Raw genomic sequence first — 15,125 nt, forward strand, 5'->3', positions numbered from 1 at the left:
TGTATGTGTCGCCACGACCACTACGTCGGCGGGAACGGGTCATTCCGGTCACAACTCGGTCATGACCGCTAGCAGCGGCGTCTACTTCCGGTTACGATTCACGGCACGAGCAAACGCGCGAACCTGGGGATCGCGAATTCATGAGGCCAAAATTTCGCCTGACGCGGCTCCTGCCGACCGCCGTCGCAATGGTATGTCTTGCGACCATGTCCGCGACGGCGCTGGACGATATTCAATTCAATGTCGAAGGCGGCGGAGCGTTGCAGAAGGACCTCGAGTCCGCGTCGCTCCTGCTTTCCGTTCAGGAAGAAGGGATCGACGATCCCCGTGATCTGCTCGCCACGTCGCTGGCGGAATACGAGCGGCTTCTGAACACGCTTTATGCCAACGGGCATTACGGCGGCGTCATCAATGTGCGGCTCGACGGGGTCGAAGCCGCCGCGATCCAGAATTTCAACGTGCCGAGCACGGTCCGCAGGATCACGGTCGATGTGCGTCCGGGTCAGCAGTTCCATTTCGGCAGCACCCAGATCACGCCGCTGGTGCAGGGCACGCAGAAGATCGACGAATTCCGCAACGGCGAGCCGGCCTATTCGACGGTCATTCAAAGCGCGGTGGAAAGCGCGGTAGACGATTGGCGTCACGCCGGGCGCGCCAAGGCGACCGTGCGCGATCAGGACCTGACCGCGAACCATCAGAACAAACTCATCAACGCACGTATCTGGATCGATCCCGGTCCGCTGGTCCGGTTCGGGCAGCTTCGCCACACGAATGCCTCGGCCGTCCGCACGAGCAAGATCGAACGGATCGCCGGACTGCCCGAGGGTGAAGTGTTCGATCCCGACGAGGCGGAAGCGGCGGCCAATCGTCTGCGCCGCACCGGGGCTTTTGCCTCGGTCGTTCTGCGGGAGGCCGAAACGCTGGGCCCGGGCAACACGATGGACATGCTGCTGACCACGGCGGACATGAAGCCGCGTCGGTTCGGGTTCGGGGCGGAACTGTCGTCGATCGAAGGGCTGGGGCTGTCGGCCTACTGGATGCACCGCAACCTTTTGGGCGGGGCCGAACGGTTCCGCGTCGATGCCGCGGTCAACGGCATCACGCCCGCGCTCAACAATCTCGACGTGGAACTCGACGCGCGTCTGGATATCCCTGCCGCCTTCGGCACCGACAACGATGCCTATGTCGAGGTGGCCGGGCTGTGGCTGCGCGAACCCTCCTACAACATCCTCGGTGCGGGGATCGAGGCAGGTGTGAAGCGCTATTTCAGCCCGAACCTCGAAGGTGAGATCGGCCTTGGCTTCGCCTACGCGCAGGTGACCGACAGCTTCGGCACGCGCAGTTTCACCACCGTCAAGGTTCCCGCCATGGTCGAATGGGACAAGCGGAACGACAGCCTGAACCCGACGCGGGGCTTTTACGTGCGTGCGGATGCCCAGCCGTTCTTCGATATCGGTCGGGGCGTCGGCGCCTGGGGCCTGCTCGATGCCCGCGTTTACCGGGGCTTCGGCGAAGACGACCGCTTCGTTCTTGCGGCGCGGGGGCAGGTCGGCACCGTGGTCGGCCCGAACCCGTCGCAGACCCATCCTGATCTGCTGTTCTATTCCGGCGGCGGCGGCACGGTGCGCGGCCAGCCCTACCAATCGCTCAACTTCGCCTCCGGCACCGGCACAGTGGGGGGGCAGGCCTTCCTCGGCGGCCAGTTCGAGGTGCGCGTCAAGGCGACCGATACCATCGGTGTCGTCGGGTTCTTCGACGTGGGCTACCTTGGCGATACGGGGTTCTTCGGCGGCACGAACGCATGGCACTCCGGCGCGGGTCTGGGCGTGCGCTACAACACCGCGCTCGGTCCGATCCGGCTTGACGTCGGCTACCCCGTCACCGGCGGCGTCCGCTCGCCCAACCCGCTGCGCAACGTGCAGCTTTATGTCGGGATCGGGCACGCCTTCTGATGAAAAGATTTCTCGCTCTTCTCGCCACGCTCACCCTCATCGGCCTGCCCGCAGGGGCGCAGGACGACACGACCGAGGAAGAGGACAAGTCGATCCTCGAATCCTTCCTCGAAGAGAACCTGTCGTCCGAAGGGATGGACGTGACCGTCAACGGTTTCTCGGGCGCATTGTCGCGCGAGGCGACGATGCAGGAGATGACTTTTGCCGATGCGGAAGGCGTCTGGCTCAGGCTTGAGGACGTGGCGCTCAACTGGAACCGGGCCGCCGTGCTGCGCGGGCGGATCGAGGTGCGCGAGTTGTCGGCGGGGCTTATCGAACTTGCGCGCCTGCCCGCGGGCGGCTCATCCGGCCCTTCGGCGGAAGCGTCGGATTTCACGCTGCCGGACCTGCCCGTTTCGATCGACATCGGCCTGATCGACGCCGAACGCCTCGTCCTTGGCGCGCCGGTTCTGGGCGAACGCATCGAAATGACGCTCGAAGGTTTGGCCAATCTCGCCGACGGCGAGGGGGCGGTCGATGTGGCGCTGTCCCGCACCGACGGCGAATTGGGCGACCTGACCCTTGCCGGGTCTTATTCGAACACCTCCAAGGTGCTTGCCGTGAACCTTCGGCTCGAAGAAGGGCAGGGGGGCATCGTCGCGAACCTTGCCAGCCTGCCGGGCGAGCCTGCACTGTCGGTGCGGGTCGAAGGCGAGGATCGGCTCGACGATTTCACCGCGAACATCGTGCTGGCGACCGATGGCCAGAACCGGGTGGCCGGGCAGGTGCGCGCGGCCGCCGCGGTCGATGGTGAAGGCGACGCTCAAAAGACCCAGTTGCAGATCGAAGCCGATCTGGCCGGTGACCTGCGGCCCCTGTTCGAAGAGCAGTATCAGGCGTTCTTCGGGGGGGAGAGCGTGCTGCACCTCGACGCGACCCGGTTCCAGAACAAGTCGATCCGGGTGGCGGATCTGTTCCTCAAGACCGAGGCGCTGGAACTGCGTGGCGACGCTTTGGTCTCGGCGAAGGGTTGGCCGCAGAATGCACAGATCACCGGCACGCTGGCCAATGCGGACGGATCGCCCGTGGTGCTCCCTATTGCTGGGCCGGAGACGCGGATCGGGTCCGCCGAGATCGAATTCGACTATGACGCCCTGCGAGGCGAAGGCTGGGTCGGTGCGATCGAGCTGGAAGGTTTCGCGCGCGAAGACATGGCGCTTGCCGCGCTCAACGTGTCGGGTGCGGGAAAACTGCGCTCCGGCGGCGGCGACACCATTCCCAGCGTGGGGGGGCGTGTCGTCATATCTGCGGACGGGATCGACCTTGGAGACGAGCCGCTGAATGCCGCCGTGGGCGAGCGCATCACCGGCAACCTGATCTTCGCCAAGGCCGACAACACGCCCTTTCGGTTCACCGACGTGGATATCTCGGGCGAGGATTACGGCCTGACCGGCGACGTGACCCTGCGGACCGAGGTCGAGCAACTCGACCTCGTCTCAGACCTCGACCTGAGGCTCGAGGCCGAGCGGCTGGCCCGCTTCGCGCAGATTTCCGGTCAAGACCTCAAGGGCGCGGCGTCGCTGTCGATCAAGGGGTCCGTCGCCGTACCGGATGGGCCGTTCGACCTTGAAATCGACGGCGCGACCCAAGACCTTTCCGTGGGCATCGCCCAAGTCGACAGCCTCTTGGCGGGGGAAAGCCGGATTTCCATCGCGGCGGACCGGAACCAGCAGCGTACGGCCATCAACCGTTTGACCATCGCCGGGCCGGGCATCACGGCTTCTGCCATGGGCGAGTTGCGCACCAACGGCAGTAGTCTGGATGCGCAGATCGAATTGCCGGATGCGTCCCGGCTGGATGAACGGCTCTCGGGTCGGCTCGCGCTGAACGCCACGGCGGTTCAGGTGCGCGACGACTGGACGGTCGAGGCGACGGCGACCGGCCCCGGTGGCCTCGACGCGGACATCACCGGAACCGGCACCATCGCAGACGGTGCCATCGGCCCGGTTCAGGCAACGCTCGTCGCGGCGCTCGACAGTATCGCCCCCTATTCCGGCCTTGCCGGAGCCGATCTGGGCGGGGCGGTCGATCTGACCGCCTCGGTGGATGCGGACCTGACCACCATGGCGGTCGCGCTCACCGGGTCTTTGCAGGGCCAGAACCTGTCGTTTCGCATGGGGGACACCGATCAGTCTTTCGCGGGCGCGAGCGAGCTGGTGTTCGACGTGAGCCGGGATGCGGCGGGCGCGCTCGCCGCCGATGTCACCGCGCGTGGCCCCGGCGGGCTGATCGCGGATATCGAAGGCACCGGTGCGATGGTCGAAGGCAAGATCGGCCCGGTCGCGGCGACGGTGAATGCCTCGGCCAACTCCATTGCGCCCTACTCGGGCCTCGCAGGCCGCGATCTGACAGGGTCGATCGACCTGTCCGCCAATGTCGAGGCGGACCTGACCACCATGGCCGTCTCGCTCGACGGCAGTTTGCAGGGCCGGGATCTGTCGTTCAGCGCGGGCGAAGTGGACCAGCTTCTTGCCGGCGGTAGCGAGGTCGTGTTCGACGTCCGGCGCGACGAGGCGGGCAAGATTTTCGTCGACAGGCTAACGGCGAACACGCCGCAGGTCAGCCTGACCGCCGACGGCACGTCGGAAGGGGGGCAGAGCCGCGTGAACTTCGATGCGCGCTTGGCCGATGTCGGGATCTTCGTGCCCGAGTTCCCCGGCCCCTTCTCGGCAAGCGGCACGGCTGTCCTGACCGGCGACGATTACCGCGTCGATATCTCGGGCCAAGGGCCGGGCGGGATCACAGTGAACGTGGCGGGCAGCCTTGCCAGCACGATGGACAACGCGAACCTGTCGATCGACGGCACCGTGCCGCTCGCCCTCGCCAATGCTTTCACCGGACAAAACCGCGTCGACGGCACCGCGAGCGTGAATGTGAATCTCAACGGCCCCCTTGTGCTGACCTCGCTGTCCGGCACCGTGCGCACGACGAATGCGCGCGTGGCGGTGCCCAGCCTGCGGGTTTCGCTCGATCCGATTCAGGCCAACGTCAATCTCGGGAACGGGCGCGCCCGGCTCGAAGTCGGGGCGGCCGTATCGTCGGGCGGGCGGATCGAGATTGCGGGGCCGATCACATTGGAACCGCCGTTCAACGGCGATCTCGTCATCCGGCTTCAGAATGTCGGGCTGACCGATCCGTCGCTTTATGACACGCAGATCAACGGCCAGTTGACGGTGAGCGGCCCGTTGACGGGCGGTGCCCGGATCGCCGGAACCGTGCGCCCCGGCGTGGCCGAGATCCGCATTCCATCGTCCGGCTTCGGCGTCGCCGGGACCGTCGAGGGGCTGCGCCATGTCAACGAACCCGCCGCAGTCTATGCGACCCGCGTGCGGGCCGGACAGGTCGGCACGACCGCGAGCGGCAATTCGGCGGGCGGTCCCGCGTTCCCGCTCGATATCGTCGTGGATGCGCCGAACCAGGTCTTCATCCGCGGACGCGGGCTGGACGCCGAAGTCGGCGGGCGTTTGCGCCTTACGGGTACCACGAACGACATCGTGCCTCAGGGCAGCCTGTCCCTGATCCGGGGGCGACTGTCCCTGCTTGGCAACCGCATCGAACTGACCGAGGCGCGCGCGACGCTCGAAGGCGATTTCGACCCCTTCATCGCGGTGACCGCCGAGACGACCGTGGACGATACCGCGATCCAGATTCGGATCGACGGACAGGCGACCGACCCCGAGATCACCTTTTCGTCGGTGCCCGATCTGCCGCAGGACGAGATTTTTTCGCGCCTGATCTTCGGGCGTTCGATTTCGGAAATCTCCGCGCTTCAGGCGCTCAGGCTCGCCAACGGGATCGCGACGCTCACCGGACGGTCCGGGGGCGGGGTGATCGGCAACCTCAGGCAGGGGTTCGGTCTGGCGGACCTCGACATCGGCCAGAACGACGACGGGGCGCTCGCGGTGCGGGCCGGGGCCTATATCTCGGAAAACATCTATACCGGCGTCGAAGTCGGGGCCGATGGCGAGGCCGAGGTGAACATCAACCTCGACCTGACCAAGAACCTGACGGCACGCGGCGCGGTGTCGAACAAGGGCGAAGCGTCCATCGGCATCTATTTCGAGCGCGACTACTGAAACGAAAGACGCCCCCCGGTGGCACGAGGGTTCGGAAGGAACCTCGGGCCTCGGGGGGCGCTTCGCTCACGGCGTACTGAAATGGCTTCTGAAATCGCCCTCTGAAATTCTTCCGCGCCGTGCGGCACGGTGCCGATGGTCGATTACCTGAAGCCCCACTGGTCCGGGTGTGCCCCCGGATCCCTTGGGTTTATCGTGGACTTTCAGTCTCAAGTTGTAACCCCCCTGAACAGGGGGTTTGCCGAGTCTCAGTTGGCGACGCCGTAGAATTGGCCGGTGACGATAGCGTCGTTCGCGGTGCCGGTGATGGCAGATACGCCGCCGCTTGGGTTGATGTTGAACTGCGCCTCCCCCGTGACCACCCGGGCATTGGAGCCACGGAAATCACCCTGTAGCCAGCTTCCCTGCGCGGGGCCGAACCCGGCCTGAAGCCGGTTGCGCACCCCGGTGTCGTCGTTGCGAAGCGTTCCGCCGATCGACACGAACATCGTCGATGCGGCGGTGGGTCCGAAGCCGGAGGTCAGAACCTGGTTGAGGGGCAGAAGCCCGGGCGCGTCGTCGCTGGAGAGTTGCCCGGAATAGGTCACGCGCTGCCCGTTGACGGTGCCCGCGAATCCGCCGGCCGTCGCGGTGATCGGATCGGTCGACGAAAACGACGCTTCCATGATGAGACCCCCACGGATAGAACCGGATTGGGTCGTGCCGGATATGGTGTCGATCTGGATCTCGCCCTCATAGGTCGCCGACCCGAAAATCGGAACCGCTGCGGGGGTAAGCGCGTTGTTCGTCGCGAAAACGGTATCGAACTGCGCCTCGGTCGTTGTGTTGGTGTCGAAGTTGACCGTGGAGCAGGCCGACATGGCCGCACAGGCCAGCGCGGCGGCAAAGGGCCGCGCGAAACGTAACTGATTCAAATGGAGTCTCCCAGAAAAGCAGATGCAGACCGTACGAGATTAGCTTGCGAAAACTTGCTTGTCTCGCGGCAAAACACGTCATCCGAACGGATCAGGGCGTCTGGCGATCTGCCCATACCTCGACACTCGCGTCGGCTTCGGTCGACTGTCCGGTGATCGCCGAGGTGCCGCCGTTCGGCGTGATCCGAAACGTGCCGTCGCCCACCAGAGTGTCGCCCGTTCCCCGGAAAACGCCGTCGATCTGCGATCCCGCATTCAACGTGTTTTCGACTCCGCTTGCGTCGTTGACGAGCGTGCCGCCAAGGTCGGCCGTGAACCAGCTTCCCGGACCGGGCGGATCGAAGATCGTGCCTGTCCGCCGCTCCGGGTTCATGTCGAGCGCGTAGAGATCGCTCAACGTGCCGGAATAGGTCACCGGCACCCCACCGATCTCTCCCGCAAAGCCCCCGGCGGCGACCTCCAGCGTTCCGGTGTATTCGTCGAAGGTGCCGTCGATCTGAAGCCGACCCCGGATCGATCCGTTCCGGGTCGTTCCGTCGGAGGTATAGATCTGAAGCTCCCCGACATAACGGGCGGTGGTGTCCTTGGGTGCGGTAGCGATGCCGATGAACGGGCTGTTTCGCGGCACCCAGATCGCGGCGAACTCCGCTTCGGTCGATGTGGTCGGGGCAAAAACAGGCAGGACACGGGGCGTTGTCGGATCGGTCGGGTCGGTCGTGCCCGGCGGGTTCTGAACCGACGCATCCACGACCGCGCATCCGGCGACGAAGGCCAGAACGGAAACGAGAAAACCAATGCGCGTCGATCTGAAAATGCGTGGCAACCAATCCGGGGGCAAATCCCCATGCCCCCGGAGGTTAGCCTGTCACGCGGGCCGTGTCACTGTTCGGCGTAGAACTGGCCGCCGGTCGCGGCACCGAAGCTTGCGCCGGTGATGGCCGAGGTTCCGCCGGTCGGCGTGATCGCCACACCGACAGCCCCCGCCACGGCCTGACCGTCCGTGCCGTAGAAGTTCCCCATCAGGTTCGACCCCGGCTCGAACTTGTTCTCGACCCCGGTCGCGTCCTCGGTCAGCGTGCCGCCGAACGACAGCGCCATCGACGTGGTCTCGCCACCTCCGGCAATCGCCGGCAGGGCCGCGGTGCGGACTTCGTTGAAGGCCGAGCGGTCGGTCGACTGGTCATGCGTGAGCGTGCCGGAGAAGGTGGTCTGCTGCCCGTTGATCTCGCCCGCGAAATCGGTGGCCGACATCGTGAACGGCGTGGCCGATGCAAAGTTCGCCGTCAGTTCGAGCGCACCGCGGATCGACCCGCTTTCCGAGCCGTTTTCCAGCGTCAGGATCTGCATCTCACCGTTGTAGGTCGCCGAGCCCGACAGGGGCGTGGTCGTCACGCCAAGCCCTGCGGCCGCCAGAAACGCTTCGTTGAATTCTTCGGGCGTCGCGCTGACGCCGTTGTTGCCGAAACAGCCCGCCAACATGGACGTGGCGGCCAGCGCCGCACTGATGTGAATGAGTCTCATTGGTATACCCCTCCAGAAATGACTGGCTTCAAATGGGGGTGGGGGTTCCATTTTGGCAATCCCCCGGTTCTGGGGGTGTGGCCCCCGGTTTCAGGGGGTTTCGCGGCCCGCCACTTCGCGGCAAGATCGCAAAAAAAGGGATAGGGACAAACGTGCGCGTTTTCGCTCCGGTGCGGATTTTCCTTGCGGTCGGGCTGTTCGGTCTGGCGCTGGTCGTGGCCGCCGTTGTGCTGGCGACACGTCAGCCGTGGCTGGGGCTCGATCTCAGGCTCGACGACACGGGTCAGGCGGTCCTGATCGAGAAGAGCGAGGGGCCAGCGGTCCTGATTTCCGAATGGTATCGGCTGGAAGGTGTCGAAGGCGAGGACGGGGTGCGCGTGCCGGTCGGCCCTACCACGATCATCGAAGAGCCGGACCAACTGTCGGACTTCGACACGCTCGACCTGTTTCGGGCCGAACAGGACGGGATCGCACGCGCGATGCGATCGGACCTCGTGACCCTGCATCTTGCAGCACCCGGCGACGTGACCCGCGAGGTGACGGTCACACCCCGTCCGCACCGCCCGATCTCGGACCTGCCCGCGATGTTCTGGGTGCAGGTTTTCGTCGGGCTCAGCGGTATCCTGATCGGCGGGTGGATCTGGTCCCTCGCGCCCGGTCGCAGGCCGCAGGCGTTCCTGATGCTGACCGGGGTCGGTCTGGCGCTGTCCTCGACGGCGGCGGCGATCTATTCGACCCGAGAACTGGCGCTTCCGGCGTCATATTTTCAGGTGTTGGGGCCATTGAACCTGACGGGCTCTTTGACGTTCGGGGCCGGGGTCATCGGCCTGTTCCTGAGTTACCCGGCACAGATCGGGCCAAGGTGGCTTGCCCTCGTGCAGGTCGGCGTGATCGCGGCGTGGCTTGTGGGGGCCTTCACGCGGGTCATTCCCGACTACACCTTCGCCTATCAGCTTCCCATCGCCACCGCGATGCTGGTGCTCGTGTTGCTGGTCGCGTTGCAGTTCCGGCGCGCGCGCAAGGCCAAAGATCTGCCCGCCCGCGCGGCCCTGCGCCTGTTCGGGCTGTCGGTTCTGATCGGGGCGGGCAGCTTCGTGGGCCTCGTCACCGTGCCTCAACTCCTCGGTCTCGAGGCGCAGGTTTCCCAAGGCTATGCCTTCACGCTGTTCCTGATCTGCTACCTCGGCCTCGCCCTCGCCGTGCGGCGGCACCGGATCTTCAACCTCGATCAATGGGCGTTTCGCATCCTGTTCTTCGCGGTGGGCGCGCTGTTCCTCGTCTGCCTCGACGCCGCCCTGATCTATGGCCTGTCGCTGGAACGCGCCCCTGCTCTCGGCATCGCGCTTTTCACCGTCGCCTTCTTCTACCTTCCCTTCCGCGAAGCCGTGTCGCGCCGCTTCGCACGATGGCGCGGGCAGACCACGGTCGAGGCGTTCTTTCGCGACGTCTCCACGGTGGCACTGACGAAAGACCCGCAGGAACAGGCCCTGCGCTGGGACGAACTGCTTCAGGCGATGTTCCAACCGCTTTTCATCGAAACCGGGCCGAACGTCACCGAACACGCGGAGCTTGCGGGCGAAGGCGTCTTTCTCGTTCTGCCCGCGGTCGCCCCGCTTCCGTCCCGGCAACTCAAATGGGCGGCTGGCGGTCGGCGGTTGTTTTCTGACAGCGATGTGCAGAAGGCCGAAGAACTGGTCGATATCCTGTCCCAGCTTATCGAAAGCCGAAAGGCTTATGAAACGGGCGCCGCCGAAGAGCGGTCGCGCATCGCACGCGACATCCACGACAACATCGGCATCCAGCTTCTCGGCGCGCTGCATTCGCAAGATCCGAAGCGCAAGGACGTGCTGATCCGTGAAACGCTCGCCGATCTGCGTGAGATCATCGACAACCAGACCGGGCCGGGGCTGGACCTTGGCAATCTGATCGCGGACTTGCGCCTTGAACTGTCCGAAGTGCTCGAAGCGGCCGGGCTTTCGGTCAACTGGCCGCTTGGCGCGAACCTGACGGGCTACAACCTGAGCCCCCGGATCGCCCACGCCCTGCGGTCCGTCCTGCGCGAATGCGTCAACAACGCCATCCGCCACGCCGGCGCGCGCGAGGTGGGTGTCGGCTTCGACGTCCAGAAGGGCCATGTCCGCATCACGGTGACCGACGATGGCCGGGGCTTCGACCCGAATGCGGACGTGTTCGGACAGGGGGTTCAGAACATGCTCGTGCGCGTGTCGGCGCTGGGCGGGCACCTCAAGGTCAGCCCCGCAGCCCCCGGAACCGACCGGCCGGGAACGCATATACTGGTGGACCTGCCGCTCATGCGCGGCGCGATCGACGACGACGACGGCATGATGGAGGCCGCGCAATGAAACGCGCTCTGATCCTCGAAGACGTTCAGGAAACCCGCATCTGGCTGGGCGAGATCGCCTTGCGTGCCTTTCCAGACCTGACGATCACCGAAGCCGCCACCATCGCGGCCGCGCATGTGGCGCTGGACCGCGACCTGCCGGAGATTGCCCTTATCGACCTTGGGCTGCCCGACGGGTCCGGTCTGGAAATCCTGCGAAAACTCAAACAGAAATCCCCGACCAGCATCGCGGTCGTCACGACGATCATGGGGGATGACGTTTCGGTCGTTTCGGCACTGTCCGCCGGAGCGGACGGGTATCTGCAAAAGGACCAGACGCAGGACCAGATGGTCGCCCAACTGCGCCAGATCAGCCACGGTATTCCCGCGCTCTCCCCTGCCGTGGCGCGCCGGATCATGGGGCATTTCTCGCGCACCGGGCCTGTGGCCAACGACGACGGGAAACTCACGGATCGGGAAACGGACGTGCTTGCCCTGATCTCACGCGGTCTGCGAAATGCCGAAGTCGCCCGCGAACTCGGCCTCGCGGAAAGCACCGTCGCGGGCTACATCAAGACGATCTATCGCAAGTTGGGGATCTCGTCGCGCGCGGAGGCCGCATGGCACGCGACCCGGCTGGGCCTGTCCGAGAACCGCCGGGGTTAGCCGACCAGCCCAAGATCACGGGCGATCATCGCCGCATGAGTCCGGTTCTTGGCGTCGAGTTTTCGGATAACGGCGCGCACGTGCATTTTCACCGTCACTTCCTTGATGTTGAAATCGTGCGCGATTTCCTTGTTCTGGAGGCCCTTGCAGACACCGGCCAGCACCTGCAACTCCCGGTCCGACAGTTTCTGCGCGACGACGCTCGGATCGGGCAGAACGTCCTCGTTCAGGGTCGGAATCCGGAGGCCCGTATGCATCAGCGACAGCAGGTGGCCCATGGCCGTGCTCGGCATGTCGTCGGTCAGCACCGCGCCCGCCCCGTTCACGATACAGCGCCAGACGGTCGAGGGACTCGCCTTATGCGGGAGTACGATCGCCACCGGCTTGCCCCGGCTGCGCGAAATCGTCGAGAACGCCGACCTGAGGTTGGCCTCGCTGACAGAGGGGACGTGCAGGACGATGACGTCCAGTTCCTTTCCATCCGTGCGAAGCCGTTGATCGGCCTGAAAACAATCGGAGACGCGATCCACGGAAACCTCGGCCCCACCGATGTGCGCCGTCGCAATTTTATCTGTAATACTTGCCAAGTCGCTGGCGACCAAAACCTTCACCAACTGTCCCCTTTCGCACGTTGGTTCGCGCGACCGCTCTTCCCAGTCCAAGCAGGCATTACACAACTGCTGGTTAGCCAAAACCTATCAATAAGGATAAATCGTCGCGCTTTTCCTCAAAACCTGAGGAATTTCTAAGTTTCCTGTTCCGCAAAATGCGGGCCTGCGCGGAATCGAAAAAACCCTGTGTTTAAATAATGTTAGGAAGGGTAAGGTTTTCCTTACCCTACGGCAGTCCCGTCTTGCGCGTCAGAGAATCAACCGCTCGACCGCCCACCAAAGGCCCATCAGGCCGATGAGAACGGACGCGGGCACGACGATGCGTTGGCGATACCAGGGCCTTGCGCCGAACCAGACGGTAATCGAGAAAAAGGCGGTCGTGACGATTGCGATCTGGCCCAGTTCGACGCCGATGTTGAACGCGATCAGACTGGCGAGGAAATACGCGGGCGACAGCCCGATCTCGCCCAGCACCGAAGCGAAGCCGAGGCCGTGCAACAGGCCGAAGCCAAACACAACCATAAGGCGCATTCTGGATAATTTCGGTCGGAGGATGTTTTCGACCGCGACATAGGCAATCGACAGGGCGATCAGGGGTTCCACGATGCTTGCAGGCACCGAAACGACACCAAGGCTCGCCAATGCGAGCGTAATCGTATGGGCGACGGTAAACGCCGTGATCTGATACAACAGCGGCCGCGCTTCACGTGAAAAGAAAAACAGGCCGAGCACGAAAAGAATATGGTCGAGGCCCTTGGGCAGAATATGCGTGAAGCCGAGCCAGACGTAATTCGCGAAACTGGCAAGTCCGGTGATTTCGACCGTCCCGGTCCGGGGCATCGGCGCCGACATCTGTCCGGGGCCGAGAAAAGCCGAATACGCCTCCTGACCTTCCGGGAGATCCTGAACGATCTGGCGCAGGATGATCGGGCCATATTGCGCGTCCCATCCGAAAGACACGTCGCTCCCATCGTCCGGCAGGGCGGCGCGCAGGATCACTCGGCTTTCCCTCGGCAACGCGTCGCTCACGGCCTCGGCCGTCGACGCCTCGACCAGTTCGGGCACGAGCATCGTGTCCCCGGCCTGCATCCGCACGCCGTCCGACAGGTCCGGCCAGGCGGCTTGCAGCCTTTGCGAGAACGCGTCGGGGGAAAGCGCGCGCAACGCGTCATAGGCATCTGCACGAGGGGAATTGTTGGTGTCGGTCACCGATGACAGGTCGATCCCGGCCACCATCGCCTCGCCCTGAAGGATGATCGACATCTCGAGGCTGTCCTCGCCGATCTCGATATCAGCGATGGCGGGCGACATTTCGTGCGCCATGGCGGGTGACGACAGGGCCATCACGATAACGACAAGCCACATGCCAAGCGTTGACAGTGGCCACCATGCTGCCACCCTGCACCCCCGACCCAATAATGGATGCCCCATGCGCCTGCTCGCCTCTCTCGTCGCCTTCTTGTTCTTCGTCCCGGCCGCCACGGCCCACGAATTCTGGATCGAGCCTGAAACCTATACGGTCGACCCGGGCGATCCGATCATCGCGGAACTGCGGGTCGGACAGGATTTCAAGGGCGCGGCCCAAACCTATTTTCCCGACCGTTTCGCGCGGTTCGATGTGAAAATGGGGGAAACCACCCGTGCTGTCGAGGGCCGTATCGGTGACAGGCCCGCGATGACCTTTGTCCCCGAGGGCGAGGGGCTTGCCGTCGTGATCCACGAAACCAAGGGCCATACCCTGCGCTACAGCAGCCGCGACCTGTTCGAAAACTTCGTCGAGCACAAGGATCTGGGCGACGTGTTGGAGCGCCACGCGGCGCGCGGCCTGCCCGAACTCGAGTTTCGCGAGGCCTATACCCGCTATGCCAAATCCCTCGTCGCGGTCGGAGACGGGGTCGGCACGGACACGGCCGTGGGCCTGCACACCGAAATCGTCGCGCTGACAAATCCCTATACCGACGATCTGTCGGACGGAGTCGGGGTGCGCGTGCTTTTGGATGGAAAACCGCGGGCCGATGCGCAGGTCGAGGTGTTCGCCCGCGACGGCGACGGGAACGTCACCCAGAGCTTCTATCGCACAGACGCGGCGGGCGAGGCGGTCATTCCGGTCGGCCCCGCGACGGAGTACATGGTGGACGCGGTCGTCATGGAGGACACCGGCAACGACGACCCCGAAGCGGGGCCGGTCTGGCACTCGGCCTGGGCCAACCTGACGTTCCGTACCCCCTGAAGACCGAGCGGAGACGCGCAAAAGCGCGTCACAGGTTTTGCGCTGCCCCGCCTTTGGCGGGCCAGCGCGGTGGGGGGAGGCCAGCCTCCCCATCGCCGGTGGCAGGCCACCGTCGATTCCCCTCCGAGGTTTCCGGAAACGAAGAAGAGCGGACCCGTCAGTCGCCTACGCGTGCGTAGAGTTTCATCGCATAGGGTCCGATCTCGGCGACGTTCAGCTTCACGCCCTGTGCGTTCGGGTGGATGCCGTCGCGCTGGAAACCGTCGGTGCGCGACATCTCGCCCCGTCCCATCGCCTTGCCCATGCCCTGAAAGATGTAGGGCATGAAGATCATATCGGGGTGGCGCGCGGCGATACGGGGATACATCTCGTCGAAGGCGCCTTTGTACTCGGGGCCGAAGTTCGCGGTGGCGCGGTAGCCCACCAGCATGACGGGCAGGTTTTTCGCCTTCACCTTCTGGATGATCTGTTCGAGGTTCGCTTCGATCGAATTGAGCGGTATGCCCCGCAGGAGATCGTTGCCGCCGAGGGCGATCATGACCGCGTCGACCTCGTCCGTCAGGGACCAGTCCACGCGGTTCAGCCCGCCCCGCGTCGTGTCGCCCGAGACGCCCGCGTTGATGATCTTCACATCCGCGCCGCGAGCCTGCATCCAGCCCTGAAGCTGCGGCACCAGCCCGGCCTCCACCGGAAGGCCGTAGCCCTGTGTCAGGCTGTCGCCCAATGCCAAAATCGTGACCTCTTCGGCGATGGCGGGCATGGCGAGGAAAGGGAA

The 15,125-nt window shown here is 64.7% G+C and carries 11 protein-coding genes; 5 read left to right on the top strand and 6 right to left on the bottom strand.

The window, feature by feature from the left end; all coding sequences use genetic code 11:
- The first annotated feature begins 140 nt into the window (after positions 1-140).
- Together RB2654_RS16260 and RB2654_RS22530 are read left to right on the top strand one after the other, a co-directional pair.
- Positions 141-1,952 carry an autotransporter assembly complex protein TamA gene (locus tag RB2654_RS16260; protein WP_040885118.1) on the top strand — a complete coding sequence of 604 codons (1,812 nt, stop codon included), beginning with the start codon at positions 141-143 and terminating at the stop codon, positions 1,950-1,952.
- Positions 1,952-6,067, top strand: coding sequence for a translocation/assembly module TamB domain-containing protein (locus RB2654_RS22530; RefSeq protein WP_008333845.1), 4,116 nt, complete (start codon positions 1,952-1,954; stop codon positions 6,065-6,067). The genes RB2654_RS16260 and RB2654_RS22530 overlap by 1 nt, the downstream gene beginning before the upstream one ends.
- A 248-nt stretch (positions 6,068-6,315) precedes the next feature.
- Here the strand turns inward: RB2654_RS22530 and RB2654_RS16270 are convergent, their stop codons facing one another.
- The 3 genes from RB2654_RS16270 to RB2654_RS16280 form a co-directional block, all read right to left on the bottom strand.
- A complete protein-coding gene (locus RB2654_RS16270) occupies positions 6,316-6,981 on the bottom strand; it encodes a hypothetical protein (protein ID WP_040885120.1) in 666 nt (221 codons plus the stop codon).
- Between the two features lie 91 nt (positions 6,982-7,072).
- Positions 7,073-7,729: a hypothetical protein gene (locus tag RB2654_RS16275; RefSeq protein WP_148912569.1), complete on the bottom strand. Its 657-nt coding sequence runs from the start codon at positions 7,727-7,729 to the stop codon at positions 7,073-7,075.
- Positions 7,730-7,860: 131 nt separating this feature from the next.
- The gene (locus tag RB2654_RS16280) at positions 7,861-8,502 is read right to left on the bottom strand and encodes a hypothetical protein (RefSeq protein WP_008333848.1); all 642 of its coding nucleotides are present in this window, start codon (positions 8,500-8,502) and stop codon (positions 7,861-7,863) included.
- 152 nt (positions 8,503-8,654) lie between these two features.
- Here RB2654_RS16280 and RB2654_RS16285 point away from each other — a divergent pair, with 152 nt between their 5' ends.
- Both RB2654_RS16285 and RB2654_RS16290 read left to right on the top strand, forming a co-directional pair.
- Positions 8,655-10,865, top strand: a complete 2,211-nt coding sequence (locus RB2654_RS16285) for a sensor histidine kinase (protein ID WP_050771980.1) — start codon at positions 8,655-8,657, stop codon at positions 10,863-10,865.
- A complete protein-coding gene (locus tag RB2654_RS16290) occupies positions 10,862-11,509 on the top strand; it encodes a LuxR C-terminal-related transcriptional regulator (RefSeq protein WP_008333850.1) in 648 nt (215 codons plus the stop codon). The genes RB2654_RS16285 and RB2654_RS16290 overlap by 4 nt, the downstream gene beginning before the upstream one ends.
- Here the strand turns inward: RB2654_RS16290 and RB2654_RS23785 are convergent.
- Positions 11,506-12,171, bottom strand: a complete 666-nt coding sequence (locus RB2654_RS23785; RefSeq protein WP_202795876.1) for a helix-turn-helix transcriptional regulator — start codon at positions 12,169-12,171, stop codon at positions 11,506-11,508. The genes RB2654_RS16290 and RB2654_RS23785 overlap by 4 nt on opposite strands.
- 198 nt (positions 12,172-12,369) lie before the next feature.
- Complete coding sequence (locus tag RB2654_RS16300) at positions 12,370-13,485, bottom strand: HupE/UreJ family protein (protein ID WP_008333854.1); 1,116 nt, start codon at positions 13,483-13,485, stop codon at positions 12,370-12,372.
- A 64-nt stretch (positions 13,486-13,549) separates the two neighbouring features.
- Between RB2654_RS16300 and RB2654_RS16305 the strand changes: the two genes are divergently transcribed.
- Positions 13,550-14,350 (top strand): DUF4198 domain-containing protein, encoded by an 801-nt coding sequence (locus tag RB2654_RS16305; protein ID WP_008333871.1) that lies wholly within the window; start codon positions 13,550-13,552, stop codon positions 14,348-14,350.
- 157 nt (positions 14,351-14,507) lie between these two features.
- On the opposite strand, the gene RB2654_RS16310 is transcribed toward RB2654_RS16305, so the two are convergent.
- Entirely contained in the window at positions 14,508-15,110 is a 603-nt protein-coding gene (locus RB2654_RS16310) for an arylesterase (RefSeq protein WP_008333872.1), read from the bottom strand.
- Between the last annotated feature and the right edge of the window lie 15 nt (positions 15,111-15,125).

Source organism: Maritimibacter alkaliphilus HTCC2654 (genome assembly GCF_000152805.1).
Lineage (GTDB): Bacteria > Pseudomonadota > Alphaproteobacteria > Rhodobacterales > Rhodobacteraceae > Maritimibacter > Maritimibacter alkaliphilus.

Bases quoted from the DNA above. Each gene is read 5' to 3' on its own strand.
- RB2654_RS16260 (WP_040885118.1), top strand. From the start codon at position 141: ATGAGGCCAAAATTTCGCCTGACGCGGCTCCTGCCGACCGCCGTCGCA.
- RB2654_RS22530 (WP_008333845.1), top strand. From the start codon at position 1,952: ATGAAAAGATTTCTCGCTCTTCTCGCCACGCTCACCCTCATCGGCCTG.
- RB2654_RS16280 (WP_008333848.1), bottom strand. From the start codon at position 8,502: ATGAGACTCATTCACATCAGTGCGGCGCTGGCCGCCACGTCCATGTTG.
- RB2654_RS16290 (WP_008333850.1), top strand. From the start codon at position 10,862: ATGAAACGCGCTCTGATCCTCGAAGACGTTCAGGAAACCCGCATCTGG.
- RB2654_RS16300 (WP_008333854.1), bottom strand. From the start codon at position 13,485: ATGTGGCTTGTCGTTATCGTGATGGCCCTGTCGTCACCCGCCATGGCG.
- RB2654_RS16305 (WP_008333871.1), top strand. From the start codon at position 13,550: ATGCGCCTGCTCGCCTCTCTCGTCGCCTTCTTGTTCTTCGTCCCGGCC.
- RB2654_RS16310 (WP_008333872.1), bottom strand. From the start codon at position 15,110: ATGCCCGCCATCGCCGAAGAGGTCACGATTTTGGCATTGGGCGACAGC.